This window comes from Paenibacillus sp. V4I5 (genome assembly GCF_030817255.1).
Lineage (GTDB): Bacteria > Bacillota > Bacilli > Paenibacillales > NBRC-103111 > Paenibacillus_E.
The window spans coordinates 1,625,319-1,649,412 of sequence record NZ_JAUSZB010000002.1; the positions used below are offsets into that span (position 1 = coordinate 1,625,319).

Annotated in this window: 26 protein-coding genes, 1 pseudogene and 1 riboswitch; of the genes and pseudogenes, 2 read left to right on the forward strand and 25 right to left on the reverse strand. The window is 44.4% G+C overall.

Annotated features, from left to right (window positions below):
• Nucleotides 1–32 precede the first annotated feature (32 nt).
• The 7 genes from ccsA to QFZ78_RS09505 all read right to left on the reverse strand — a co-directional run bounded on the left by ccsA (nucleotide 33) and on the right by QFZ78_RS09505 (nucleotide 6,851).
• The gene (gene ccsA, locus QFZ78_RS09475) at nucleotides 33–1,292 is read right to left on the reverse strand and encodes a cytochrome c biogenesis protein CcsA (protein WP_307546977.1); all 1,260 of its coding nucleotides are present in this window, start codon (nucleotides 1,290–1,292) and stop codon (nucleotides 33–35) included.
• Nucleotides 1,289–2,950, reverse strand: a complete 1,662-nt coding sequence (resB, locus tag QFZ78_RS09480) for a cytochrome c biogenesis protein ResB (protein WP_307546978.1) — start codon at nucleotides 2,948–2,950, stop codon at nucleotides 1,289–1,291. The genes ccsA and resB overlap by 4 nt, the downstream gene beginning before the upstream one ends.
• Nucleotides 2,951–2,985: 35 nt before the next feature.
• Nucleotides 2,986–3,519 carry a redoxin domain-containing protein gene (locus QFZ78_RS09485; protein ID WP_307546980.1) on the reverse strand — a complete coding sequence of 178 codons (534 nt, stop codon included), beginning with the start codon at nucleotides 3,517–3,519 and terminating at the stop codon, nucleotides 2,986–2,988.
• Nucleotides 3,520–3,602: 83 nt separating this feature from the next.
• Entirely contained in the window at nucleotides 3,603–4,349 is a 747-nt protein-coding gene (locus QFZ78_RS09490) for a pseudouridine synthase (RefSeq protein WP_307546982.1), read from the reverse strand.
• Nucleotides 4,350–4,455: 106 nt separating this feature from the next.
• Nucleotides 4,456–4,989 carry a spore maturation protein gene (locus QFZ78_RS09495; protein WP_307546984.1) on the reverse strand — a complete coding sequence of 178 codons (534 nt, stop codon included), beginning with the start codon at nucleotides 4,987–4,989 and terminating at the stop codon, nucleotides 4,456–4,458.
• Between the two features lie 6 nt (nucleotides 4,990–4,995).
• Entirely contained in the window at nucleotides 4,996–5,595 is a 600-nt protein-coding gene (locus QFZ78_RS09500) for a nucleoside recognition domain-containing protein (RefSeq protein WP_307546986.1), read from the reverse strand.
• A gap of 62 nt (nucleotides 5,596–5,657) precedes the next feature.
• Entirely contained in the window at nucleotides 5,658–6,851 is a 1,194-nt protein-coding gene (locus QFZ78_RS09505; RefSeq protein ID WP_307546988.1) for a D-alanyl-D-alanine carboxypeptidase family protein, read from the reverse strand.
• Between the two features lie 320 nt (nucleotides 6,852–7,171).
• On the opposite strand from QFZ78_RS09505, the pseudogene QFZ78_RS09510 reads away from it, so the two are divergent.
• Nucleotides 7,172–7,623: pseudogene (locus tag QFZ78_RS09510) on the forward strand (SLC13 family permease); the annotation flags it as partial.
• 58 nt (nucleotides 7,624–7,681) lie between these two features.
• Here QFZ78_RS09510 and ytfJ read toward each other — a convergent pair.
• From ytfJ to QFZ78_RS09580, 14 genes are all read right to left on the reverse strand, one after another.
• On the reverse strand, nucleotides 7,682–8,179 hold the full coding sequence (gene ytfJ / locus QFZ78_RS09515; RefSeq protein ID WP_307546990.1) for a GerW family sporulation protein: 498 nt from the start codon (nucleotides 8,177–8,179) through the stop codon (nucleotides 7,682–7,684).
• A gap of 117 nt (nucleotides 8,180–8,296) precedes the next feature.
• Nucleotides 8,297–8,998 (reverse strand): DUF2953 domain-containing protein, encoded by a 702-nt coding sequence (locus QFZ78_RS09520; RefSeq protein ID WP_307546992.1) that lies wholly within the window; start codon nucleotides 8,996–8,998, stop codon nucleotides 8,297–8,299.
• Between the two features lie 218 nt (nucleotides 8,999–9,216).
• Nucleotides 9,217–9,819 (reverse strand): SMC-Scp complex subunit ScpB, encoded by a 603-nt coding sequence (gene scpB, locus QFZ78_RS09525; RefSeq protein WP_307555582.1) that lies wholly within the window; start codon nucleotides 9,817–9,819, stop codon nucleotides 9,217–9,219.
• The gene (locus QFZ78_RS09530) at nucleotides 9,803–10,594 is read right to left on the reverse strand and encodes a segregation and condensation protein A (RefSeq protein WP_307546994.1); all 792 of its coding nucleotides are present in this window, start codon (nucleotides 10,592–10,594) and stop codon (nucleotides 9,803–9,805) included. The genes scpB and QFZ78_RS09530 overlap by 17 nt, the downstream gene beginning before the upstream one ends.
• Nucleotides 10,595–10,610: 16 nt before the next feature.
• Entirely contained in the window at nucleotides 10,611–11,252 is a 642-nt protein-coding gene (locus QFZ78_RS09535) for a site-2 protease family protein (protein WP_307546996.1), read from the reverse strand.
• On the reverse strand, nucleotides 11,252–11,722 hold the full coding sequence (gene ribH / locus QFZ78_RS09540; protein ID WP_307546997.1) for a 6,7-dimethyl-8-ribityllumazine synthase: 471 nt from the start codon (nucleotides 11,720–11,722) through the stop codon (nucleotides 11,252–11,254). Before ribH ends, QFZ78_RS09535 begins: the two co-directional genes overlap by 1 nt.
• A gap of 50 nt (nucleotides 11,723–11,772) precedes the next feature.
• Complete coding sequence (locus QFZ78_RS09545; RefSeq protein WP_307546999.1) at nucleotides 11,773–12,999, reverse strand: bifunctional 3,4-dihydroxy-2-butanone-4-phosphate synthase/GTP cyclohydrolase II; 1,227 nt, start codon at nucleotides 12,997–12,999, stop codon at nucleotides 11,773–11,775.
• Between the two features lie 90 nt (nucleotides 13,000–13,089).
• A complete protein-coding gene (gene ribE, locus QFZ78_RS09550) occupies nucleotides 13,090–13,761 on the reverse strand; it encodes a riboflavin synthase (protein WP_307547001.1) in 672 nt (223 codons plus the stop codon).
• Between the two features lie 16 nt (nucleotides 13,762–13,777).
• Entirely contained in the window at nucleotides 13,778–14,887 is a 1,110-nt protein-coding gene (ribD, locus tag QFZ78_RS09555; RefSeq protein WP_307547003.1) for a bifunctional diaminohydroxyphosphoribosylaminopyrimidine deaminase/5-amino-6-(5-phosphoribosylamino)uracil reductase RibD, read from the reverse strand.
• 234 nt (nucleotides 14,888–15,121) lie between these two features.
• Nucleotides 15,122–15,303, reverse strand: a riboswitch (FMN riboswitch).
• A 201-nt stretch (nucleotides 15,304–15,504) separates the two neighbouring features.
• The gene (locus QFZ78_RS09560; RefSeq protein ID WP_047674065.1) at nucleotides 15,505–15,936 is read right to left on the reverse strand and encodes a peptidylprolyl isomerase; all 432 of its coding nucleotides are present in this window, start codon (nucleotides 15,934–15,936) and stop codon (nucleotides 15,505–15,507) included.
• A 231-nt stretch (nucleotides 15,937–16,167) separates the two neighbouring features.
• Complete coding sequence (lysA, locus tag QFZ78_RS09565; RefSeq protein WP_307547005.1) at nucleotides 16,168–17,499, reverse strand: diaminopimelate decarboxylase; 1,332 nt, start codon at nucleotides 17,497–17,499, stop codon at nucleotides 16,168–16,170.
• Between the two features lie 160 nt (nucleotides 17,500–17,659).
• Complete coding sequence (locus tag QFZ78_RS09570) at nucleotides 17,660–19,150, reverse strand: spore germination protein (RefSeq protein WP_373461109.1); 1,491 nt, start codon at nucleotides 19,148–19,150, stop codon at nucleotides 17,660–17,662.
• Between the two features lie 158 nt (nucleotides 19,151–19,308).
• A complete protein-coding gene (locus tag QFZ78_RS09575) occupies nucleotides 19,309–19,731 on the reverse strand; it encodes a stage V sporulation protein AB (RefSeq protein ID WP_373460046.1) in 423 nt (140 codons plus the stop codon).
• Complete coding sequence (locus tag QFZ78_RS09580; RefSeq protein WP_307547009.1) at nucleotides 19,728–20,360, reverse strand: stage V sporulation protein AA; 633 nt, start codon at nucleotides 20,358–20,360, stop codon at nucleotides 19,728–19,730. The genes QFZ78_RS09575 and QFZ78_RS09580 overlap by 4 nt, the downstream gene beginning before the upstream one ends.
• Nucleotides 20,361–20,538: 178 nt before the next feature.
• Between QFZ78_RS09580 and QFZ78_RS09585 the strand changes: the two genes are divergently transcribed.
• Nucleotides 20,539–20,748, forward strand: a complete 210-nt coding sequence (locus QFZ78_RS09585) for a DUF378 domain-containing protein (protein WP_261301166.1) — start codon at nucleotides 20,539–20,541, stop codon at nucleotides 20,746–20,748.
• A gap of 81 nt (nucleotides 20,749–20,829) precedes the next feature.
• Here the strand turns inward: QFZ78_RS09585 and QFZ78_RS09590 are convergent, their stop codons facing one another.
• The 4 genes from QFZ78_RS09590 to spoIIAA form a co-directional block, all read right to left on the reverse strand.
• Nucleotides 20,830–22,260 carry a SulP family inorganic anion transporter gene (locus QFZ78_RS09590; RefSeq protein WP_307555588.1) on the reverse strand — a complete coding sequence of 477 codons (1,431 nt, stop codon included), beginning with the start codon at nucleotides 22,258–22,260 and terminating at the stop codon, nucleotides 20,830–20,832.
• Between the two features lie 162 nt (nucleotides 22,261–22,422).
• Complete coding sequence (sigF, locus tag QFZ78_RS09595) at nucleotides 22,423–23,178, reverse strand: RNA polymerase sporulation sigma factor SigF (protein ID WP_029192952.1); 756 nt, start codon at nucleotides 23,176–23,178, stop codon at nucleotides 22,423–22,425.
• 11 nt (nucleotides 23,179–23,189) lie between these two features.
• A complete protein-coding gene (gene spoIIAB, locus QFZ78_RS09600) occupies nucleotides 23,190–23,636 on the reverse strand; it encodes an anti-sigma F factor (RefSeq protein ID WP_029192951.1) in 447 nt (148 codons plus the stop codon).
• Nucleotides 23,633–23,986, reverse strand: coding sequence for an anti-sigma F factor antagonist (gene spoIIAA, locus QFZ78_RS09605; RefSeq protein WP_047674049.1), 354 nt, complete (start codon nucleotides 23,984–23,986; stop codon nucleotides 23,633–23,635). The genes spoIIAB and spoIIAA overlap by 4 nt, the downstream gene beginning before the upstream one ends.
• Between the last annotated feature and the right edge of the window lie 108 nt (nucleotides 23,987–24,094).

Here is a 24,094-nt window from a genome sequence, read left to right on the forward strand (position 1 = left end):
TTCACATCCTTATCTAATAATGTTCGAATGATTTATACACCTGCATAGGAGTGAAGACCTGCAATGACAAGGTTCACACCAACTAACGTAAACATAACAACAATAAATCCAATAACAGTCAACCAAGCTGATTTCTTACCTTGCCAGCCCTTGGAGAGACGAAGATGTAAAAACACCGCATAAAATAACCAAGTAATTAAAGCCCAAACTTCTTTGGGATCCCAACCCCAGAAACGGCCCCATGCTTCTTGAGCCCATATCATCGCAAAAATCAATGCGCCTAAGGTGAAAATCGGATAGCCGATCGCAATGGCACGATAGCTGATTTCATCCAGATCTTCTGGGTCCATTCCTTTGACGATGGGTCCAATCGCTGCTCCTAATGGCTTACGCGCAACTACACGTGCGAGTCCATAGAGCAGAAGACCTCCAAGTATCGACCAAATGACCGTATTCAACTTACGACCTGCGCTTGCACCTTCCATCCAGGAGGGAGCTGTGAATAAAGGCTCTGACATACCCAAGAATGGCTTCATCTCCACAACCTGTGTATCATATGGCTTAACAATTGGAGGTAATACATAAGTTTCGTTATGAATGCTCGTTTCTTGTTGACCTTGTGTATTGGTCACGATGACTTCTTTGGAGAAAACGGCTTTATAGCCAGAACCATTAAATGTAAAGATCGAAGCAATGAAGGCGATTAACATCAGGATGAAAAAAAGTGTAAGCTCCACGCCTCTTTGTTCACGCTTATCCACTTTGGATGTTCCTTTGTAATCGACAGCACGCAGCAGATACATCAGTCCGCCGGCAAAGCCGACTCCGAAGAAAGCTTCTCCTGCAGCTGCGGTTGTTACATGAATCTTGAGCCAGTAACTTTGCAACGCAGGAATTAAGGGTTGTATTTCACTAGGGAAAACAGAAGCATACGCAATGATGATAAAGCCAATGGGCAATGCGAATACACCAAGGACAGGTGTGCGATAAATGAGATACACAATCAAGAAGGCAAACATGATCATCATACCTAGAAAGGTCATGAATTCGTACATATTCGATGTTGGGATATGATTACCTTCCGCCCATCTGGTAAAAAAGAAAGTCACGTGACACGCAAATCCAACTAGTGAAGCAAGGAAAGCAACAAAGCCCCATCGCTTCGTATGTTGTTCAGGGTCCCTATTGCTCCATTTCCTTCCGGTTATCGAGAGGACAAACAATAAAAATGCAGCAAGGTAAACGAAAAAAGCTATAAGTAAAAAGGTGCTGCTCAGTGAGTTAACATTCACCCCTGGTCCCCTCCAATATCTAATGATTTCGCTGAAACTTCCATATTGTTCTTCTTGAGTGCTGCTGCCACTTCATTACGGAGTCCAAACCAGTTCTTATTCGTATGACCGCCTAAAGTTAGCTTCCCGCTATCAATTCGAATCCAGATGCGGCGATGCTGCCAATAGAAGCCCATAATCACACCAATCATGAATATCGCAGATCCTACCCAGATATACGGCATAGCCTTGTCTACGCGAATGTTCAGATAGGTTGTATAATTGGCAAATTGAACACCTTCCATGGACCCGACAGCAAGCTTCAGCTTTTGGCTTATTGGGCCGTTAATTGTATCTTGCGAGAAGGTTTCTTTATCAATTTGTCTTGGGAAGTACAGGTAAGGTACACCGTTAGCGGCTAGATCGGGACCTGTGATGCTAAATATAAATGCAGGTGCCTTGGGCTCATTCGACTTGCTGATGGGCTGTCCCTTTTCAAGACCAAACTCAGGGAAATACCCTTTCAGCGTCAGCTTGTAAGGACCTACTTGATATTCATCCTTAGGATTATTCATCGGCAAATCAAAGCTTCCATAAGACTCACCTGTTGTAGGATTGCTAAGTGTAGGCTTTACGGAGATGAGCATTGGTGTAGATTTATAATCGAATTGATAAGCTTGAAGGCCTTTGTAATCAAGTGGATGATTCACGATGATGTTATCTTTATGAACTTCTGTAAGTACAGGTTCTTTGGATGAATCATCACAATTCGCAGAACAATGATACAAAACTGCCTGAGTTTCATAGGTTTTCGGGACAATTTGTCCCTTAGCCTTAATACTTTCTGGCACATCTTTCTCGTCATACAGCTCCAAGGTGAACTTTTCATTTTTGATGAAATAGGAAGTATGAGGAATTGCCTTGGTTTCCCCTTCCAGAATACCCATGTACTCATCCATATGCCAGCCTGGTATGCTTCTCATTAACACACCGATCAGAAAAATAATGAGACCAATATGATTGATATAGGGACCCCAGCGGCTAAAACGGTATTTCTCAGCTAGAAGCGCTGTTCCATCTGTATGTACACGGTAATTTTTTTTACGCAAAAGATCGCCAAGCTTATTTGTCCATGCTTCCTCATCAGTTCCCGGAGGCAATTCAGCGACAAGCGTCACTTTCTGTCTCGTGAGAAAATTCAAGTGCTTTCGTATTTGCTGCTTAGATAGTGCGCGATATAATGGCAGCACCCGATCCAAACTGCAAATGACTAGAGATGTTCCTATCATGAATAGCAGCGTGATGAACCACCATGAACTAAACGTGTGTGAGAAGCCCAGAAAGTGATAAATGGTTCCCAGTGTACCATAGTTTTGAGAATAATACTGGGCAGGATCCATATCTAAGAACGTATTCTCTTGTGGAAAAATAGTGCCTACAGCAGATGCGACGACCGTCCAAATAATGATCCATACCGCTATTTTAACCGAGGAAAAGAAATTCCAGACTTTATCCAGCAAAGAAGGGTCCGATTTCTGAGATCGACGGGCCATACCATCGTATCGCATTTCCAGTATATCTCTGCCCTCCGTGTCAATCAGCGGATTACCACAAGATTCACAAAGCGTTGTACCTGTGGGATTCTGGTGCCCGCAATCGCATTTGGTGTTGTAGAACATGATGACCTCCTGAAAACTTTAAGCATTCGTTCATTTTAAGATTTGTCAACCAACTTAGCGATCGATTCATCGATAAAAGACTCTGTCATCTGACCGATTTTTTTGACACTCACTTTGCCGTCTGCTCCAATAAAGTAGGTTGTCGGATAATCCATGACGCCATACTGCTTACGTACGACTTCTTTGGCATCCAGTAGCACAGGCATATTCAGCTTATACTGATCCATGAAGCTTTGAACCGTTACTTTATTCTTATCAACGTTAACCTCTAAGAAAACCACGCCTTCTTTGCTCCATTTATCATATTGCCTTTGGAGAGCAGGCATTTCTTCTTTGCACGGCGGACAAAAGGTTCCCCAAAAATTAATCAAAACCGGTTTTCCTTTATAATCCGATAATTCATGCGTTTTACCATCTAATCCGACTAAGGAGAAATTCGTCGCCTTATCTCCTTGCTGGGGGTACTTCTTGTTGTCAGAAGCTGACAAATTCGTAATAATGGTAAACACACCAATAATAAGCACGACCGCAAAAATCCCAATCTGTACCCATTTCTTATTTGGACCCACGTATAATCACCTTCGCTTTTTGACAATGTTAGTTTTTTCACATAGGTTTATACCTTATATTATAACGAAAAGAAGGCCAATTCTTATTGGCCTTTTTGAACGTTATGTGTCTTGAGAGCCTCGTTCCTAAGCTCCTCAACCTCTTTTGGCGTCAAGTGACGATACTTGGCTCTTGGCAGGCCAGTTAAAAAGATTGGACCGAATTTAATTCGTTTTAATTTGATCACTGGAAAGGAGATTGCCTCAAACATACGTCTAACTTGTCGATTCCTGCCCTCATAGATCGTAATTTGAATGATGGACTCATTCTTATCCATATTCACATCCGCATATTCAACCTCGGCCGGGGCCGTCATGCCATCCTCTAACTGTATGCCCGTTTTTAGCTTGTCTAATAACGTTCCGTGCGGTACCCCTTTGACAGTGGCTTGATAGGTTTTGGGCACGTGATGTTTGGGATGCGTGAGTAAATGTGCAAATTCACCGTCGTTCGTCAGAAGGAGCAACCCTTCCGTATCATAATCCAATCGTCCGACCGGATAAACGCGTTCTCTAATCCCAGGTAAGAAGTCCGTTACTACTTTACGTCCCTCTGGGTCCGTAGCACTTGTAATAACACCCTTGGGCTTATTCAAAATCACATAGATCTTCTTTTGTTGACCAATCGCACGTCCATCAACTCTAATTTCATCTTCTTCCGTGTTTACTTTCACGCCAAGCGTGGTGACGACTTCACCGTTCACTTGAACACGTCCCGCTGTGATAATTTCTTCACATTTCCGACGGGATGCGATCCCCGCTTCGGCTAATACTTTTTGCAGTCTTTCCATGATCCGCTTTCACCTCAAGCTAATGATAACGGAGTTCCATGTAAATCTCAAGAGCGAAGGCATTTTGATAACGTCTTAGACATGTAGGCACGATAGAATAGACATTCTATGCAAATACCAAAAAGCAGATAATGATGGATGCAACAAAGCCGACTAAGTCAGAGATAAGCCCAACTTTTAACGCATAACCAGCCTTCCGTATGCCGATAGCACCGAAATAAACCGTAATCACATATAAAGTCGTATCCGTACTCCCTTGAACCGTCGAAGCAATGCGGCCAATCATAGAATCTGGGCCAAACTGCTCGATAAGATCCGTGGTAAAAGCAAGCGAACCCGCTCCAGTAATCGGACGTAAAATGGCCAATGGCAGTACTTCGGTTGGAACCCCTATACTTTCAAAGAATGGTCGCATCCAGCCGATTACTAAATCCATCGCACCGGAGGCACGGAAGACAGATATGGCTACCATCATACCTACGAGATGGGGGATGATTTTGATAGCTGTATCAAAGCCTTCTTTAGCTCCGTCAACAAACGATTCGTAAACGGGCACCTTTCGATACGCCGCGAATAAAGGAATGAAGACGATCATGATAGGGATAGCCCATGCAGAAATCAGCGAAACGAAGGCATACATTCGTAATCATCCTTTCAAAGGAGGGATGGGTGAGCGCGACCTTCGATACCATCGATCCACAAAAATAGCCGCGGCCGTCGAAATGACAGTGGCAATTAGCGTTGTGCCAACGATTTCCGCAGGATTTAAAGAATTGTAATTCATACGAATGGCGATTAACGTCGTCGGAATAAGTGTAATGCTTGATGTGTTAAGGGCTAAAAGGGTACACATAGCGGTGCTAGCAGTGTCTTTATCGGGATTCAACTTCTGCAGCTCTTGCATCGCCTTAATTCCCATTGGTGTAGCCGCGTTCCCAAGACCAAGGATATTGGCACTCATGTTGGACATGATGTAGCCGATGGCTGGATGATTCTTAGGAACACTAGGGAATAAGAAACGAACTGCCGGCTGCAATAATCTCGCAAGTTTGCTAAGAATACCAGCGTCTTCAGCTATCCGCATCATTCCCATCCAAAAGACCAGCACACTAATTAATCCAAAGCAGACTGTTACTCCGCTCTTAGCACCGTCGAAAGCTGCTTGTGTGACAGTTTCCACATTCCCATTAAATGCCGCCACGCCGAACCCAGCGACAATAAAAAACAGCCAAATCCAATTCACCATATTCGAATGGCCTCCTAAGAGTTTTGCTTTAGCAAAACTGGCATCGTAAGCATAAGTTTATTTTAATCCGCCCATTGTGATTCCGAGACTGTAAACAGGCTCTGTACTAGCAATCTGCAGATGTATCCGTAGTGTGAAAGCCATGTTTCCTGATACGCATTACCTTCTTTAAAGGAGAATGTGGATTGACTGGTGGTTTGCAGTAACGGACTTGTTGAATCATAGATAGGTACTGTTTGAATTGACTTCTGGTTGAGTGAAAACTGCAGCGTCCCTCGTTCTGCTAACCGGTATTCCATAGATGCAGGATCGACTAGTGTTACTTTCCGAGTCAGTTGCGCAGCTTCACCTTCAGCTAATGGATAGGAGAACGTCCTCCCCACGACCCAAGGAGTGCCCTCCACGGCATCCCCCTTCTTGACAATTGTTTGTAACGGATAATATTTAAAACCATATTGAAGCAACCGAGCATGATCCCCCCAATCATCCGGATCATTGAGCGTAACAACCGCGAGATGCTGGCCGTCTCTGGTGGCTGATGAGACCAAGCAGCGCTTGGCAAGCTTCGTATACCCCGTTTTCACACCGTCAGCACCTTCAAAGAGAGACAGCATCTTATTCTTGTTAAGCCATGAATAATCCCAAGCTTCATTCGGGTTCGGCACTTTCTTGATTTTCGTGGAAACAATGTCTTGAAATACGGAATTTTTGAGCGCATAAGCCGTCAGCTTAGCCATATCGTTCGGACTGGAGCGATGACCTTCTCCCTCATCGAGGCCCGAGGGATTCGTGAAATGCGAATGCTCCATACCGAGCATCTTCGCCTTCTCATTCATCAAATAGACGAAGCCTTCTACACTTCCTCCTATATGCTCGGCGATCGCGGTTGCTGCATCATTTCCGGAGCGCATCATCAGACCATACAGCATGTCGTGTAGACGCATTTCTTCGCCAAGCTTCAGATAAATGGAAGAACCTTCTTTGCCAAACGCATTTTTACTAACCTTGACTTTATCCGTCAATTTACCTTCTTCAATCGCAATAATAGCGGTCATAATTTTGGTCAAGCTGGCTATTCGCATAGGCGTGTCCCCTTTTTCACTATAAAGGATACGGCCTGACTCCACATCAATAAGGGAAGCACCCACAGCATTCGTATGGATGCCAGGCGGTGCTGCCTCCACTTGTCCAAATGGTGCCCACAGTAAACTAATGATTGCACTCCATACTAGGATCAACCTGACTCTTATCTTCATCGTTTTCCCCCTAAACAAAAGAACTTGTACCTTTTTGACTAGACAAAACTTTGTACAAGTATATGCTTATGGAATGGGGATATGTCCAAGTCTTCTTATTTACAAAACAGAAATCAGTCCATATAATGAGAAATACTTTCATATGGAGATCACCGGAGGAGCCTGCCACTGCAGGCTTCTTTTTGCGTTTTTTTGGTTCTTCTGGTAAATGAACTATTTTTCACCAAAAATGTCGGTCAAGCTAAAGCTTACTGCGAGGAGGAAACATGCTAACTTGGGTTGCCTTACTTTTTTTATAGTAATTTTATACGCTCATTATAACTTTGCTCATGCTTTTCGGTCTCAAGGAACACGATATCGAAAAGGTAGGATTGATTAGAGCTCTAGCCATGAAAGCTCTGGATGTGACGGAAAGAGACATGACCATCGCTTCATTGTTGATTCTCTGGGGCTGGTCTTGCATCAGCAACCATTGATAATATACCATTCGTTGCTACAATGATCCCCTTAATTAAAGACATGGCTGAGGGGGGGCCTGGACTTGCCGTTGATTCGGAGCTTAGCAATATCATATGGTGGTCGCTTGCTTTAGGGGCTTGTTTAGGAGGAAATGGTACAATTATTGGCGCTTCGCCTAATGTTATCGTTGCCGGACTCGACGCCAAAGAAGGTAAAGGCTAGTTATTTGGAATTTATGAAGGTGGGTGCACCTATAACCCTTGTGTCTCTGGCATTAGCCCATGTTTATATCTACATCCGTTATCTGTTATAAGGGGTTACGACATGAAAAAAGCTGCCCACAAAGGACAGCTCAGACGAAGGCCAATCTACTACACAATGAAATTTTGATTCTCGATATTGGTTACATTTGTTCCGTTCGCGCCGACAGTACTGGCAGGTGTCTTAGCTCCTAAGCCTTTGATCATGCTTTGGATTTTGTCCACCACTTGCGGAGCGGAGTCAATGAGACGTTCTAGAATATGTGTTTGGTTGTCCAGTGGAACAACCTTCACGCCATTCTTGCCTACGACGAGGAAAGCAATAGGTGTAATGGATACCCCGCCGCCGCTACCACCACCGAAAGGAAGAGCAACCTTTGCATTCAGCGCATCGCTTTTACCTGCAGAGCCGCCTTCAATTTCAATTTCGGAATCTGTCACGAATTCGCTGCCGCCTGCGGCAAAACCAAAACCTACTTTGGATATCGGCATAATAACACTACCATCCGGTGTTTCAACAGGATCACCAACAATCGTGTTAACGTCGACCATTTCTTTAATATTTTCCATGGCGACTTTCATGAGGCCTTGAATCGGGTGTTCGGACATGATCGTAATCCTCCTTAGAGTTTTTAGCCAGATAAACTGGCATCGGAAGCACAAACGTCAAAAAGCAAAAATGGTTCATTTGTAGAGTGCCCTGAGTGGAATATCGTTATGTACACTTCAAGAAGCCGTTTTAACTCTTGCCCTTGTCTTCAGAGCTATTTGAATCCATGTACGAATACCACCCTTTACTTTAGCCGCTCTACTAATCAAACGTACTCCTGCAAATACTACAAACCATACGCGGATCCGTCCTGCAAAACGAAAATCGGTAGAAAATTGCTTCTCATTATATTGCGGAATAACATCGATGTGCGGTTTCGCCGTTAAGTTCACATAGCGAATGGAAAAGCCAAGCAGTGAGGACTTGATTCCCCAAATAGCCCCTGTTGTTATCGCTGTTTCAGGTGCATCACCTACGCCTATGCGAGTTATCCATTTCAAATCGGTACACTCGACTTTCGCTAATGTTTGCTTCATCCAATCATAAAGATTTAATGTATATACAATTGCTTCCTTTGCTTGATTGTAAGCGTAGAGTATTTTTTCTTTCGTGATTTGACCCTTGCTTTCATCTTTAAGTTTGGAACTGGATTTGGTTATGATTTCCGATTTAATCAAAATCCCCTTGGTAAGGCCTTTGAATTGTATGATTGGAATGACATAACGATATCGTATAAGCCCGAATAACGCTCGCATTTCCACTGATAACGTATCGTTGTCTTTCACTCTGGAGAAGTTGAATTCGCCATGAATGAAACTGAATAATAAAACGATGATCACAAAAATGATAAAAAGAATAACAATCCCCAGCCACAACAACTTAGAATCCCTCCTAATATAGGGATCTTTGAGCATAGCTCAAAGTCTCTCCGCATTGGGATCTTTGAGCATAGCTCAAAGTCTCTCCGCATTGGGATCTTTGAGCGTAGCTCAAAGTCTCTCCGTTTAGCAAAAAACTCCACCTGCAAGAAAAAGTCTTCTCGTAGGTGGAGTTAGTATGACCCTAAAAAGGAAATGAAATGCATGTGGGCGGGTACTCATTCAGTTTCATCACTTACATCTTCAAGAGTAATCTGCTTCTGATCTCCGCCTAATCGGTCAAATAATAGACGCGTCTCTTCTTCCAGATCAAAATTCCCTTGGAAGCTTGCCGAATCCGGGAGCTCCGTAATCGAACTAAGCCCGAAATATTCTAGAAATTGCTTGGAGGTTCCGTACAATATCGGTCTACCAACCGCGTCGGCGCGTCCGACTTCCGTTATCAAGTCTTTGCCGGTTAAGGTTGCTAAGGCCCGATCACATTTCACGCCGCGGATCTCCTCAATTTCGACTCTTGTAATTGGTTGTTTATAAGCAACGATGGATAAAGTCTCTAACGCGGCTTGTGATAGGGATGATCGTGAAGGTGAATAAGCTAGTCGTTCAAAATAGGGCGCATGCTCAGCTAAGGTTGTTAACTGATAGGCCCCAGCTACTTCCACAATCTGAACGCCACGCCCCTTTCGTTTGAACTCCGTTCTCATATCTTTGAGCAGATCACGAATCAAATAAAGATCAAGCTCCATGACTTCAGCTAATTGCTTGGCATCCAAGCCTTCGTCGCCAGAGGCAAAGAGCAGTCCTTCAATAATTGATTTCATCTGTGGAAAATTGAGTGTCAATGTCAGAAACCTCCTCTTTCGCTTGGATGACGATGTCTTCAAATAGCTTGTACTGATAACAAATAACTTTTTTCATTTTCATTAATTCGAGTATCGCTAAGAAAGTCACAACGATTTCTTCACGTGTCATTTCGTAATCGAATAGCTTCGAGAAAAGCAGCTTGCCACCTTTAACTTTTAGTAAGTCGACAACCTCTCTAATGCGGTCTTTGACGGATATTTCATCTCTTCGAATTCTTGTAACGACATTGCGGTTAGCCAGCTTCCGTAAAGTCCGTTGAAAGGCAAATAAGAGGTCAGCGACATCAAGCCCCTCAACAGGATTCTCCTGGATATCAGGCAGGTATGGCGTTAAATCCTCAGGTTCACGTGTATACACCAGACTGCGTTCTACTTCTTTATCCCTAAGCATATCGGCAATCGATTTATACTTCCGGTATTCAATCAGCTTCGCAACAAGCTCTGCGCGAGGATCTAGAGAGTCGTCCATATCATCAAAATATTCATCAAATTCAATAACAGGCGGCTTAGGTAATAGCATTTTGCTCTTGATAGAGAGAAGTGTTGCTGCCATCACAAGAAATTCACTCGTAATATCCAGCTCCAATTCATGCATTGCTTGAACATAACCCAAGTACTGGTCTGTAATTTCTTTGATCGGAATATTATAAATGTCAAGTTCATTTTTATCGATAAGATGAAGCAATAGATCAAGGGGGCCTTCAAATGCTTCTAACTTATAGGTTACTTTCATTTTGTTCTCCCCCTTGTCATATTGAAAATAGATTCATAACAAACTGCGCGGCAAACGGATAAATATGTCCGAGCGCCCATTGTCCAACCGGTGTAATCAGTAAAACAATAACTAGAATAAGTGCATAGCGTTGATTACGTGTAAACCATCCTTGCTTCTGGGAAGTAACAAGTCCTTTCAAAACATACCATCCGTCGAGCGGATAAAGAGGCAGCATATGTATAAGACAAATCATTAAATTGACGATGACGCAGTACTGCAAATAGACTCGCCACTGTTCAACGGTTATGGACTCAGTCCCTCCTCCTACCATAGCCGGAAGAAAGAAATAGAGCCACCAGAAGAACAAAACGAGCAGCAAATTCGTAAAAGGACCCGCTAAATAAACAAGTGTGTGGGATAGCCTGGGTCTTTTCTTAAAACGTGATTCATCTACTGGTAATTTCTTCGACCAGCCATAGGGTCCGAAGATGATCATAGCTAGCCCCAAGGCATCTAAATGTGCCAAGGGGTTTAGCGATAACCGTTTGCTTTCTCGGGCTGTACGATCTCCGAGCAGCCAAGCCGCCCCCGCATGAGCTGCGTCGTGCAGCGTCATTGCGATCAGAAAAGCGAGCAACCTAGGCAGCAGTGTTTCCAGATGATAATAAGAAAGCATTACGAAGTGAATTGCTTCGTCAAATTCGCCATTTCAATCGCTGTTACAGCAGCTTCCCAGCCTTTATTTCCAGCTTTGGTACCCGCACGTTCTACCGCTTGCTCAATGGAATCTGTTGTTAAAACACCGAAAATTGTAGGAACGCCTGTTTTCAGATTAATAGCAGCTACACCCTTCGCTACTTCGCTGCACACATAATCAAAATGCGGAGTTGATCCTCGAATTACCGCACCTAGTGTAATAACAGCATCGTACTTTCCGCTTTCAGCCATTTTTTGAGCAATTAGCGGAAGTTCAAATGCGCCTGGTACCCAAGCGATATCTACTTCATCTTCACTTACGCCATGACGTTTCAGAGCGTCCTGTGCGCCACCCAACAATTTGGATGTAATAAATTCATTAAAACGACCTACAACGATACCATATTTCAAGTTTTGCGAAATTAAATGCCCTTCAAAAATGTTAGCCATAGTGAGATTCTCCCTTTCTTATTTGAACAAGTTATTTGGATTAGATTAATTTATATGCCGCTGCCAGAGTCATGGAAACTCAGCATATGGCCTAGCTTGTTTTTCTTCGTTTGTAAATAATTGAGATTATCAGCCTTACTATCCATTTGAATCGGAACCCGCTCAACCACTTCTAGGCCGTAACCTTCCAAACCTTTAATTTTGCGTGGATTATTCGTTAATAGTCGAAGCTTCGTGATGCCAAGATCTTTCAAAATTTGCGCCCCAATCCCATAATCCCGAAGATCTGGAGCAAAGCCTAGCTTAATATTCGCTTCTACGGTGTCTAATCCCTGCTCTTGCAAGGCATAAGCCTTCAATTTGTTGATTAAACCGATTCCCCGACCTTCCTGTCGCATATATAATAATACACCATTGCCTTCTTCATCAATCTGTTTTAATGCAGCATCCAATTGTGGACCGCAGTCGCAGCGATGAGAATGGAAGACATCCCCAGTCAAGCACTCGGAATGCACGCGTACCAACGTTGGTTTCGAAGAGTCAATTGTCCCTTTGACAAGGGCCACGTGCTCTTTGTTATCAAGCAGGTTCGTATAAGCAATAGCCTTGAATATACCGAAATCGGTTGGAAGCTTAATTTCAACCTCACGTTGAACCAATTTCTCCTGCTGATTTCGATATTGGATTAAGTCCTGTATCGTGATAATACACAGATCATGTTTCGCTGCAATTTCCATTAGATCCGGTACACGCGCCATCGTCCCGTCTTCCTTGATGACTTCACAAATGACCGCTGCTGGATAAGATTCACACATGATAGCCAAATCAACTGCCGCTTCTGTATGCCCAGTTCTGCGGAGCACGCCGCCCTTTTTGGCAATTAAAGGGAAAATGTGACCTGGTCTTCGGAAATCCTGAGGTTTTGCTGTCGGATCAATCAAGCCCATAATCGTTCTAGATCGCTCATGCGCAGATATCCCTGTGCTAGTATCCATATGATCAACAGAAACAGTAAACGCTGTTCCGTGATAATCCGTATTCCGTGCGACCATGGGAGGCAGTTCAAGTTCTTGTGCACGTTCTTCCGTTATTGGTGCACAAACAAGTCCACGTCCTTCTTTGATCATGAAATTAATGACCTCTGGCGTTGTTTTATCGGCAAGTGCGATAAAATCGCCCTCATTCTCACGATCTTCATCGTCCACAGCAATAATGACTTTACCGAGTTTGAGATCGTTTAGCGCTTCTTCTATGGTGTTGAAGATTATTTTTGTCATATTCACCTCTCCTAAGAGTTTTGCTTTAGCAAAACTATCTTCGTAAGCATAAGCCTGAGTTTTGCTTTAGCAAAGCTGACTTCGTTGTTTCTACATAAAGCCGTTATCGGCAAGAAAGCTCGCAGTAAGCGTACTTTGGTTTTTCCCGCTTCCATCCGAAGTTTCAGATGGACCGAACTTTAGTAGACGCTCCATATATTTGCCTAGCACGTCACATTCTATGTTGACCGTATCCCCAGCCTTTTTATCATGTAGGACCGTTTGAGCAAGGGTATGCGGAATGATGGAAACCGCCACTTCACGATCATTAACATCAACAACGGTAAGGCTTATGCCGTCAATTGTGATGGAACCCCCAGTAATGATATATCGGAAAATGTGCTTATTCTCCGGTTCGAACCGGTAAACGACCGCATTTTCCTCGGGTATTCGTGAAAGGATCGTTGCGGTTGCATCCACATGCCCTTGAACAATGTGCCCCCCGAATCGGCCATTCGCTGCCATCGCTCGCTCCAAATTCACGCGGGTGCCTGTTTGTAGTTTGCGAAGATTCGTCTTACGGTATGTTTCTGGCATAACATCCACTGAAAATGAGTCGTTATCAAAGGAAATGACTGTCAAACAGACGCCATTTACAGATATACTGTCACCCAGGTGGACATCTTCAAGCACTTTCTTGGCAGCAATGGTCAACACCATGGCTTGCCCTTGACTATGAATGCGGCGCATGTGGCCGATTTCTTCGATAATTCCGGTAAACATGCAAGTCCTCCATTCGTTAGCTCTTATAATTCGGATAGCCGGTTATGCAAATATCCGGTCCGAACTGCTCGACCTTGAGTCGGTCGAGCGTAATCGCATCATCCATCTTCGCGATTCCATCGAAGTTGATGTTTACAGGTGCTGCAGAGCCTCCGCCGATGATTTTCGGCGCAAACATCAGCACCAGCTTGTCGATCAGGCGCTGCTCCAGCATAGCGCCGTTGAGCTTCCCTCCACCCTCTAGGAGGATGGAGCCGATCTCGCGCTCGCCGAGCTTCCGCATGGCGAGCGTCAGGTCCACCTGCGGGCCGTCCCCGCAGGTGAGGATCGTGATGCCGCGCGCTTCCAGCGCGGCACGACGCTCTGCGGGCGCCTGCGAGCTCGCGAGCAGGATCGTCGGCTGACGATCCTGCTCCGTGAGCACCCGGGCGCCCAGCGGGACTCGCAGGAGCGAGTCCGCGACGATCCGTACCGGCTGGACAGCCGGTACGTCGCCGCGCGCGCTCAGCAGCGGGTCGTCGGCGATAATGGTGCTGGCGCCGACCATGATACCCTGGTGCCGATGGCGCAGGGTATGAACGAAGGCACGAGACGCTGGCGACGTGATCCATTTGCTGTCGCCGGTCTTCGAGGCAATGCGGCCGTCGAGCGTGCTCGCAGTCTTCATCGTCACATAAGGCATGCGGGTGACGATGTATTTGTTGAAGGCCTCGTTCATTGCCGCGGCCTCCTCTGCAAGCAGCCCAACGGTTACGTCGAGACCATGCTCACGCAGTTTAGCGATGCCTGTCCCACCAACCTGCGGGTTCGGATCAGTTCCAGCGACGACAACCCGTGACACACCGGCCTCAATGAGTCGGTCGCTGCAGGGTGGCGTTTTGCCAAAGTGACTGCATGGCTCTAATGTCACATAAGCCGTGCTTCCCTTTGCTTCCTCGCCTGCCATTTGCAAGGCGAGAACCTCGGCATGGCCATGTCCGCGCTTTAAGTGCGCTCCCATGCCAACAATGCGCCCATTTTTAACAAGAACACACCCTACCACAGGATTAATTCCCGTCTGACCAAGAGCACTTTCAGCCATTTGCAGAGCTAGTCTCATGTAAGCTTCGTCATTCAGTACATGCACGAAGTTCACCGCCTTTCAGGTCCATTCCAAATTTTGAATGCAAAAAGGCCCCTCCGTGTATCGGATAGGGGCCAGAGATTTTCTAGATAACACGAAGAAGCTTCATCCATCCATACTTGCTGCATTTTTGATCAAATCAAACAACAACGACGTATCTGCTTCAAAAGACAGACCTGCCGAATTTTTGTTTACGTGAAAAAATGTACAAGCATGCATAGCGAATCAAATGTTCGCGTTTTCCTTCTCCCATCCAGACTATACTGTCGGTTCCGGAATTTCACCGGATCAACCGTAGCGAAGCTGTGTACAGGTACCGCTAGCTTCAAAACGGGTCACGGACTTATCGAAATCATGTAACGGGTACATGCTATCGAATCACCGCCGGTGTGGAATTTCACCACGCCCCGAAGGTTTGCATACATATAAAAGTAACTTACAACTAAGAACTAGCTAAAAATTACTTTGGTAATGAAAAATTTATCACTCACACTTACAAAAAGCAAGTGCTTTTTTCCTTTTCACATTAATTTCTCACTTTTTCTATGAATTAACTCGGAATTAAATTAAGGAAGAACCCATTGAAATTAATCAACGGGCTTCTTTTCGATTAAGGCAAATTATACTTCTACAACTTCAACTTTCTCCATCAAATCTTTACCTTTGAAAGCATCGACTAATTCCATGCCTTTGGATACTTTACCAAATACGGTATGTTGTCCATCCAAATGCGGTTGCGGTTGGTAAGCAATATAGAACTGGCTTCCACCTGTATTTCTGCCTGCATGAGCCATAGCCAAAGAGCCGCGCTCATGTTTGTTCGGGTTGATTTCACAGTTGATTTGGTAACCAGGGCCACCAGTTCCTGTTCCTGTAGGACAACCACCTTGTGCTACGAATCCTGGAATAACACGATGAAAAACAAGTCCGTTGTAGAAACCGGAGTTTGCTAATTTTTCAAAGTTAGCAACGGTATTCGGTGCATCGTTTTCGAAAAGATCGATGACAACTTCGCCGCCACCTGCTAGTTTAATTTTTGCTTGTTTGGCCATTTGTGGTCCACTCCTTTAGGAAATAATATCTTATTCTACTATGAAAACTTCCATTTCACAAACTGCGCTATATTTCTAACACCATTTTACCCCGACCATATCCTGTTTGACTGCGAAAATGTGCTTCCTGCGCTGCTTAAAGTGGACGAGCAGTCCATCTCGAGATGGAAAAAACACAAAGAAGGAAACCCCGTATAAGCTTGAGGTTTCCTTCTTTTTATTTAAAACAACCTAAACCGTCTCGCTCATTTGTTTCATTCTTGCAGGAATGAGGTCATTACCAACGATGTTATCGAACGTTTCGCGTTTTACGACGAGATCACTTTGACCATCTTTCACGAAGACAACGCCAGGACGGCGGATACGGTTATAATTGCTTGCCATGGCATAATTGTATGCACCTGTACAAGATACAGCGAGAACGTCTCCTGAACTAACTTTTGGCAGGTTCAGATCCCAGATCAGCATATCGCCGCTCTCACAGCATTTCCCTGCAATAGATACAACCTCTGTCGGTTGCTCTGTAGCACGGTTAGCCAACATCGCCTCATACACAGCCTCATACAAAGCAGGACGTGGGTTATCCGTCATGCCGCCATCTACAGCTACATATTTACGCACCCCAGGAATATCCTTTGTTGTACCTACAGTGTACAGCGTTGTTCCCGCGTCACCAACGATGCTGCGGCCTGGTTCAACCCAAATTTCAGGCATTGGAAAATCATTGCTGCCGAAGTTCTCTTTAATCGCGTCTGTTATAGCTTTAACATAAACAGCAACCGGAAGCGGGCTATCTTCGCTCACATAACGAATTCCGAAACCGCCGCCAAGGTTAATGACCTTGAACGTCACGCCGATTTCTTTACGAACTTGAACCGCGAAGCCAGCCACTTTCTCAGCTGCCATGCGGAAGCCTTCTACTTCAAAAATTTGGGAGCCAATATGGGAATGAACGCCCAATAGCTCTACGTTGCTTAATTGCGAAGCTTCTTGAACCGCCCGGAATGCCGAGCCATTGCCCATGTCGAAACCGAATTTGGAATCCGTCTGGCCTGTAGAAATATATTCATGCGTATGTGCCTCAACGCCTGGCGTAATACGCAGTAAGATCTTCACCTTTTGGCGTTTCTCTTCAGCAATCGCATTCAACATTTGAAGTTCGATAAAGTTATCTACGACAAAACAGCCGATTTCGGCATCAATTGCCATTTCCAATTCAGCGATTGTTTTGTTATTGCCATGGAAATGAATTCGGTCCGCTGGGAAACCTGCTTGCAGCGCTGTATAAAGCTCACCATCGGAAACAACGTCAAGTGACATTCCCTCTTCATCTACAATTCGGCACATCGCCATTACGCAGAATGCTTTGCTGGCATAAGCCACTTGGAATTTCAGACCCGACGCTTTGAAAGCTTCTACGAATTCACGGCAGCGTCCACGTACTAGTGCTTCGTCAAATACATATAAAGGAGTGCCGTATTCTGCAACCAATTTCGTTGCATCGACACCGCCGATTTCGAGGTGGCCTTGGTCGTTTATTTTACTAGTACCATGTAAATACATAGCTTTATTTTCCCCTCTCCCTGAACCATCTTCTTGCTATATGCCGCCAAAGAGGTTAATGTACATTACTATTAAAAGTACCATATGGCATGCGCTTTTGACAATACACGCTACGACATAAAATCAAAAAGGACAGGAGAATTCCCTGCCCTTTTTTTTGTTACTTGGATTTTGGTTGACGCGTGCCGTCGATCGGCTTTGTAATACTTAGCCGCGTTTTGCCAGCTAACACCGGACGACGAACCAAGATGGCAAAGAAACCTTTGGCGTTAAATGGAATAAAGGGCCACATATAGGGTGCATTAAAGGATTTCCTTGTGGCTAACAGAATTAACCATAACGTTGAACCAACGACAAAACCAGGTACCTGGAAGATCGCCACGATGATTAAGAGAGCAAGCCTTACAATACGATTAGCTAGACCCAACTCATAGCTTGGTGTCGCAAACATCCCAATAGAGGCGAGCGCCAAATACAGGATAACCTCATTGATAAAGAGCCCTGTCTTTACCGCGATATCTCCAACCAGAATGGCTGCCACCAAACCCATTGCGGTTGCAAGCGGTGTAGGTGTATGCACAGCAGCCATTCGCATGAGATCAATCCCTATATCCGCTAGTAAGAACTGAACTAATAGTGGCAGAGTTCCTTCCTTCTGCGGACCGAGGAATTCTAGTCCCGCCGGCTTTAAGGAAGGATCCATAACCATCATAAACCAAAGTGGGAGCAAGAAAATCGAAGCCATAATGCCAACAAAGCGCACCCACCTTAAGTAAGTGCCGATGAATGGCGTTTGCCGATATTCCTCAGCATGCTGCACATGATGGAAAAACGTTGTCGGCAGGATCATGACGCTCGGTGATGTGTCCACAAAAACACATACATGACCTTCAAGTAAATGAGCGGAGACAACATCCGGCCGTTCCGAATACCGAACCATCGGATATGGGTTCCAACCCTTATTAACAATCGCTTCTTCCAGCTGTTTTTCAGCAAGAGGAAGGCCGTCGATTTCAACATTCTTTATTTTATCTTTCACGGCTTGGACTAAGTCCGCGTCAGCAATATCATTGATATAGCCTATACAGACGTCCGTCTTGGTTCGCTTGCCGATTTGCATAATTTCCAGCTTAAATCTCTCATCACGGATTCTTCGTCTGACCAATGTCACATTCAATAAAAGGGTTTCAACGAAGCCGTCTCGTGAACCTCGGACAACCCGCTCCAAGTCAGGTTCAGCGATCGATCGAACGGGATAGCTTTTGACATCGATCGCAATCGCTGCTGTCTCTCCTTCAATGAAAAATGCCGTCCCGCCCATCAACACTTGTCCTACGATTTCAGACATTTTCTTGTAGGACTTCACTTGGATGTGCGGAATTAGTTTCTCAATGAAAGCTTCCAGTGTATGATGTGAGACTGTTTCTTCGTCCGCATAAGTTAGACGTGTAATGATATCGGTTAACACCGTATCTTTGGCAAATCCATTGCAATAGAAGATGCCTACACGCTTAGCTCCAAACACCATTTCTCTGAGTACGAGATCGAAGCTTCGATTGAGTCCTACGCGTTCCTCAAGCACTCTTTGAACTTCTCGAATGCTTCTGGGGATATCTTCCTGAATTTTGAGTGCCTTCTCCTCAGATGTCATGTCCGTTATTGGATTGTAAGCTGATAAATTCCCTTCCTCATCTATCGCCAGTTTCTCCGACTGTTCCTGTGATTCCTTCGATTCGTTAGAGTCATTCTTATCGCTCTCATTTCCCTGTTTCACAATAAACTTCACTTGCGCGCCTCCTTCAACACACGTTAATAAAACAACCATTCAAACAAGGATCCAAATACTTTACCGAATATCATCGCCATTAGAAGCAAAATCATATAGGATCCCATGCCAACACGCTTGGCGAGGATAGGCAGCACGTTGATGATTTCCGTTAGCGCAGCTGCTAGCATGCCAACAAAACAACCGGCAAATATACCTACCACTGCTGTTCCCATCGGAAAGAGATGCATCTTAACATCGCTGAAATCAACCCATGTAAATAAGAGTGAACCCATCACAACAGCCGCTTCATAAGCATGTATTTTTGAGAACGAACGTGTGATCTGGGCAAGTCTTGGAATAATATCCAACACCACGAGAAAAGCGACCATGCCGCTGCCAACAGCGATTCCACCAGCTAACCCGATAAAAGCCGCCAAGAGGGCTTCCCCAAATTGGGTAATCACGCACGGTCTCCTTCCTCATGAATTTTGATATATTCTTCTGTTATCACATAATGGTTTATGTTTTCCTGGTACATGAACATTTCCACTTCCAGCGGGCTTGGTTCTTCATTGAATTTCTTCTTGAACAGATGGTTGAAAAAAATGACCATTCCAACACCAATCCCTAGTGAATAAGGGATTTGTAAAATGAGTGGATGATCCACCTTTTTCCCTGTCATTAATTCATAAATGCGTTGGTGAACTTCCAACATGGAAACATCCGCATGAAAATTCATGATGGCCAGTCCTGAACCGATGAACAAAAGCAACCAAACCAAACCGATAAGTATGGGACTAGGCTTTCTAGGATCGGAAATAATCTCGAGAAGCACATGTGGTTCTCCGAAATGCTCAATTTGCAGCTGTGGATAAAGATCTTTCACTTTACGAACGATCAGCATCATGTCAATGAGAACGCGATTGCCATCCTCTTGTTGCGGTTGATGAATGATCAATTCGTTCAGAGCTTGCTCATATTCAGGCTCCACGAAAATCTGAGCGATATGACGTAAACACACAACATTCCCTTTGCGAACACTAGCTTTTCGACGAAGGCGGATGTATAGATATGGTTTTCCTTCCTGGACCATGGTCTCACTCCCCTCAAAGCTTTACGGTGAATCATCCATGTATAGGAGTAGTATGCAAAATCTTTCCTTCCCATAAACACCTGATAAGATGGTAAATTCTCCAGGAATAAAGTGATCTCCGATATGGCATAGTAAGATTGAATAACGATAACTTATTCCATATAAAGAAGGTGATAACATGGCAAAATTCGCGTTAACACTAGTCATTATTGGTGCGCTGAATTGGCTCTTGGTTGGGCTTTTCGAGTGGGATTTAGTTTCTGCTTTATTGGGAGGAGATTCTCATCGTGAATCTTCCGGTCTTAGCCGCATCGTTTATACGATTGTGGGCTTATGCGGAATTTACTGCGTGAGATTTTATTCAGACGACAGGCACTCTGCCCGATAAACATGTTCGTGAACGAAAAAGCCGCAAACTACCCCGTGTAGAATTAGGGTAACCAGCGGCTCTTTTTGATGCGGTGCGAACTTATCTGACTTGTTCAACCATTAATTTACTTTCCTCGTTTAAACCTATACAGATGACTTTTTTACCCAATTGCTCATATCTCGAAATGGTTTTGGTAATAGCCGTCACAGCGGAATGATCCCAAACATGTGACGAGCTAAAATCAATCGTAATCGTATCTGGGTCGTTTCTATAATCAAATAAATCAATAAAATGTGCCATTGTTCCAAAAAACAGCTGGCCGGAAATGCGATATATGATTGAGCCATTCTTGTCATTGGAAATTTGTGCCTTAATTTTGGCCGATCTCCAGCCAAATATCACCGCACTTAATGTAACGCCTGATAAAACGCCAATCGCTAAATTGGAAGTTGCTACAACGATGGCTACTGTAATGATCATGACTAGCGCGTCACTCCGCGGAATTTTAACTAAGGTTTTAAGCGACTGCCAATCGAATGTCCCTACAGATACCATGAACATTACACCAACTAGCGCAGCCATCGGAATTTGCTTGACTACATTGCCTAATACCATGATTAAGAACAGTAGGAAAACCCCCGAAACAAAGGTAGATAGTCGGGATCGACCACCCGATTTCACGTTTATGACGGTTTGACCAATCATGGCACACCCTGCCATCCCACCGAAAAAGCCAGACACCATATTGGCTATGCCCTGCCCTCTCACCTCTTTATTTTTATCACTTTTCGTTTCGGTCATCTCATCTACAATCGTAGCTGTCATCAAGGATTCGGTCATACCTACAACAGCTAATGCCAAGGAAATAGGAAATATATATCCAATTGCTTGAAGAGATAGCGTTAAGTCAGGAATATGGAAGAACGGCAAGGTTTGTGTAATTTCACCCATATCACCAACTGTTCGCAAATCTAGGTGGAAGTTCATAGATAGAATCGTCATCACGATAATGGCAACCAACGCAGAAGGTATGGCTTTCGTAATCAAAGGAAGCAAATAAATAATAGCCAAAGTACCTACAACCATGGCATACATCTGCCAGCTTGCCCCGTTGAAATTAGTAAGTTGAGCCATGAAAATAATAATGGCGAGTGCATTAACAAACCCAACAATGACAGAGTTCGGAATAAACGTAATAAATTTGCCAAATTTCAAAACACCCATCACATATTGAATAACACCTGTCAAAATGCTGGCCGCAAACAAATATTCAATCCCATATTTTGCAACTAAAGGTCCCATTAGAGAGGCCATCGCACCTGTAGCCGCTGAAATCATTCCCATCCGACCACCTGTGAATGATATCACTATGGCAATAATGAAAGAAGCATACAAGCCAACCATAGGGTCTACACCTGCTAGAATGGAGAACGCGATAGCTTCGGGAATTAAAGCTAAGGCCACCGTTATACCGGACAAAACATCCTTACGAATATTAAAAAACCATGAATCCTTCCATTTACTATAAATCAAAAAGTACACACTCCTAAGTTAATTTTTTTTGACTTTTCACTCTCAGAAAAGTCGGGGCCGTTATTTGCAGTTTTTATTATACACAAATCGAGCCTAAGTCTCTACATAGATAAATAACCGTTCCTCCTAGGAGGAACGGTTATTTATCTCAAATAATTGTTATTGAGCAATCTGATCTTTAATCGATTGCAAAATTTTCTTTTCCAATCGTGACACCTGCACTTGGGAAATTCCTAACCTACTTGCGACCTCGGATTGCGTTTGATCCCGAAAATAGCGGAGATAAACAATGAGTCTTTCTCGCTCCGAAAGCGTTCCAATGGCTTCATTAAGAGCAAGCTTCTCGAACCACTTCTCGCCGGACTCATCCGAGATTTGATCCATTAGCGTAATGGGGTCACCGTCGTTCTCAAAGACGGTCTCATGGATGGAAGAGAGAGGTTTATTCGCCTCTTGCGCGAAAACAACTTCCTCTGCCGTTATCATAAGCTCCTCTGCGACCTCTTTGATCGTAGGCAATCTGCCAAGCCGCTTCGAAAGTTCGTCCTTCGTCTTGCGAATCTTATTTGCCAACTCTTTGAGGGAACGGCTTACTTTGAGTGTTCCGTCATCGCGAAGGAAACGTTGAATTTCACCGATAATCATCGGTACTGCATAGGTTGAAAACTTAACATCATAAGATAGATCGAATTTGTCTACGGACTTCAGCAGTCCGATACAACCGATCTGGAACAAGTCTTCGGCTTCGTATCCTCGGTTCAAAAAACGTTGAACCACAGACCAAACCAAGCGGATATTGCAGCTGACAAGTGTTTCTCTGGCGAGTCCATCTCCGGATTGGCTGAGGGCGATTAACCGTTTGACTTCCGAATCGTCTAAATAACTATGAGAAGCATGTTTCAGATCGACATCCATAGATCAAACCCCTAATTGTATAAAGCTTTTTTAGATTCAATTCGCTTCAACATGTTTATTTTGGTTCCGATTCCGACGGCCGTCACAACTTCTACTTCGTCCATGAAATTTTCCATAATCGTGAAACCCATGCCAGAGCGTTCCAACTCTGGTTTGGATGTATATAACGGCTGTTTCGCCTGTTCTAAATCCGCAATACCTGAACCCTTGTCTTCGATCGTAATCCGAACCACGTCGTCGTCAATTTGCGTCGAAATGATGATAACGCCATCCGTTCTATTGTTATAGCCATGAATAATCGAATTCGTTACTGCTTCAGAAACAACCGTCTTAATATCAGTCAATTCATTCAGCGTAGGATCCAATTGAGAGACGAAAGCAGCAACGGCTACACGAGCAAAAGCTTCATTCTCCGAGCGACTGGCAAACTCAAGTGTCATAAAGTTATGTTCACTCATAATGCAACCTCCAAACTGGACATTGCATTGCGTTCGTTGTCCTGTATAGATACAATCTTGAACATTCCAGAAAGCTCGAACAAGCGGTAGACTGCAGGAGCAACGTCACAAACGACCATTTTGCCGCCTTTACTCGTAATCTGCTTATAGCGGCCAAGAATGACGCCAAGACCCGAGCTGTCCATGAAGGAAAGATCCTTCAGGCTAAGGATTAGATGGCGCGTATGCTCTTTGGCAATCGCTTCCTCCATCCTCGCCTTCACTACATCGGCTGTGTGATGATCCAACTCGCCTTTCAATCTAACAATCAGCGCTCTTCGGCCTTGCTCGAATTCAATTTGCAGGCTCAACATGTTCACTCCTCTCAGCTGAGAGACTTTGAGCTTACTTAGGTCCCTACCGTGGATCTTGAGCAAAGCTCAATGATCCCTTTAGCGAACTATGAGTTACACTCAAAG

What these genes read in the sequence shown, in the direction of transcription:
- QFZ78_RS09535 (WP_307546996.1), bottom strand. Translation starts at nt 11,252, where the DNA reads ATGCTTTCTTATTATCATCTGGAAACACTGCTGCCTAGGTTGCTCGCT.
- ytfJ (WP_307546990.1), bottom strand. Translation starts at nt 8,179, where the DNA reads ATGTCCGAACACCCGATTCAAGGCCTCATGAAAGTCGCCATGGAAAAT.
- sigF (WP_029192952.1), bottom strand. Translation starts at nt 23,178, where the DNA reads ATGGATGTCGATCTGAAACATGCTTCTCATAGTTATTTAGACGATTCG.
- lysA (WP_307547005.1), bottom strand. Translation starts at nt 17,499, where the DNA reads ATGTATTTACATGGTACTAGTAAAATAAACGACCAAGGCCACCTCGAA.
- QFZ78_RS09545 (WP_307546999.1), bottom strand. Translation starts at nt 12,999, where the DNA reads ATGACAAAAATAATCTTCAACACCATAGAAGAAGCGCTAAACGATCTC.
- QFZ78_RS09570 (WP_373461109.1), bottom strand. Translation starts at nt 19,150, where the DNA reads ATGACATCTGAGGAGAAGGCACTCAAAATTCAGGAAGATATCCCCAGA.
- scpB (WP_307555582.1), bottom strand. Translation starts at nt 9,819, where the DNA reads ATGAAATCAATTATTGAAGGACTGCTCTTTGCCTCTGGCGACGAAGGC.
- QFZ78_RS09505 (WP_307546988.1), bottom strand. Translation starts at nt 6,851, where the DNA reads ATGAAGATAAGAGTCAGGTTGATCCTAGTATGGAGTGCAATCATTAGT.
- ribE (WP_307547001.1), bottom strand. Translation starts at nt 13,761, where the DNA reads ATGTTTACCGGAATTATCGAAGAAATCGGCCACATGCGCCGCATTCAT.
- QFZ78_RS09500 (WP_307546986.1), bottom strand. Translation starts at nt 5,595, where the DNA reads ATGGTGAATTGGATTTGGCTGTTTTTTATTGTCGCTGGGTTCGGCGTG.
- ribH (WP_307546997.1), bottom strand. Translation starts at nt 11,722, where the DNA reads ATGGCTAACATTTTTGAAGGGCATTTAATTTCGCAAAACTTGAAATAT.
- spoIIAB (WP_029192951.1), bottom strand. Translation starts at nt 23,636, where the DNA reads ATGAGTGAACATAACTTTATGACACTTGAGTTTGCCAGTCGCTCGGAG.
- QFZ78_RS09560 (WP_047674065.1), bottom strand. Translation starts at nt 15,936, where the DNA reads ATGGCCAAACAAGCAAAAATTAAACTAGCAGGTGGCGGCGAAGTTGTC.
- QFZ78_RS09580 (WP_307547009.1), bottom strand. Translation starts at nt 20,360, where the DNA reads ATGGTCCAGGAAGGAAAACCATATCTATACATCCGCCTTCGTCGAAAA.
- QFZ78_RS09585 (WP_261301166.1), top strand. Translation starts at nt 20,539, where the DNA reads ATGGCAAAATTCGCGTTAACACTAGTCATTATTGGTGCGCTGAATTGG.
- resB (WP_307546978.1), bottom strand. Translation starts at nt 2,950, where the DNA reads ATGTTCTACAACACCAAATGCGATTGCGGGCACCAGAATCCCACAGGT.
- QFZ78_RS09495 (WP_307546984.1), bottom strand. Translation starts at nt 4,989, where the DNA reads ATGTATGCCTTCGTTTCGCTGATTTCTGCATGGGCTATCCCTATCATG.
- QFZ78_RS09490 (WP_307546982.1), bottom strand. Translation starts at nt 4,349, where the DNA reads ATGGAAAGACTGCAAAAAGTATTAGCCGAAGCGGGGATCGCATCCCGT.
- QFZ78_RS09530 (WP_307546994.1), bottom strand. Translation starts at nt 10,594, where the DNA reads ATGAAAGTAACCTATAAGTTAGAAGCATTTGAAGGCCCCCTTGATCTA.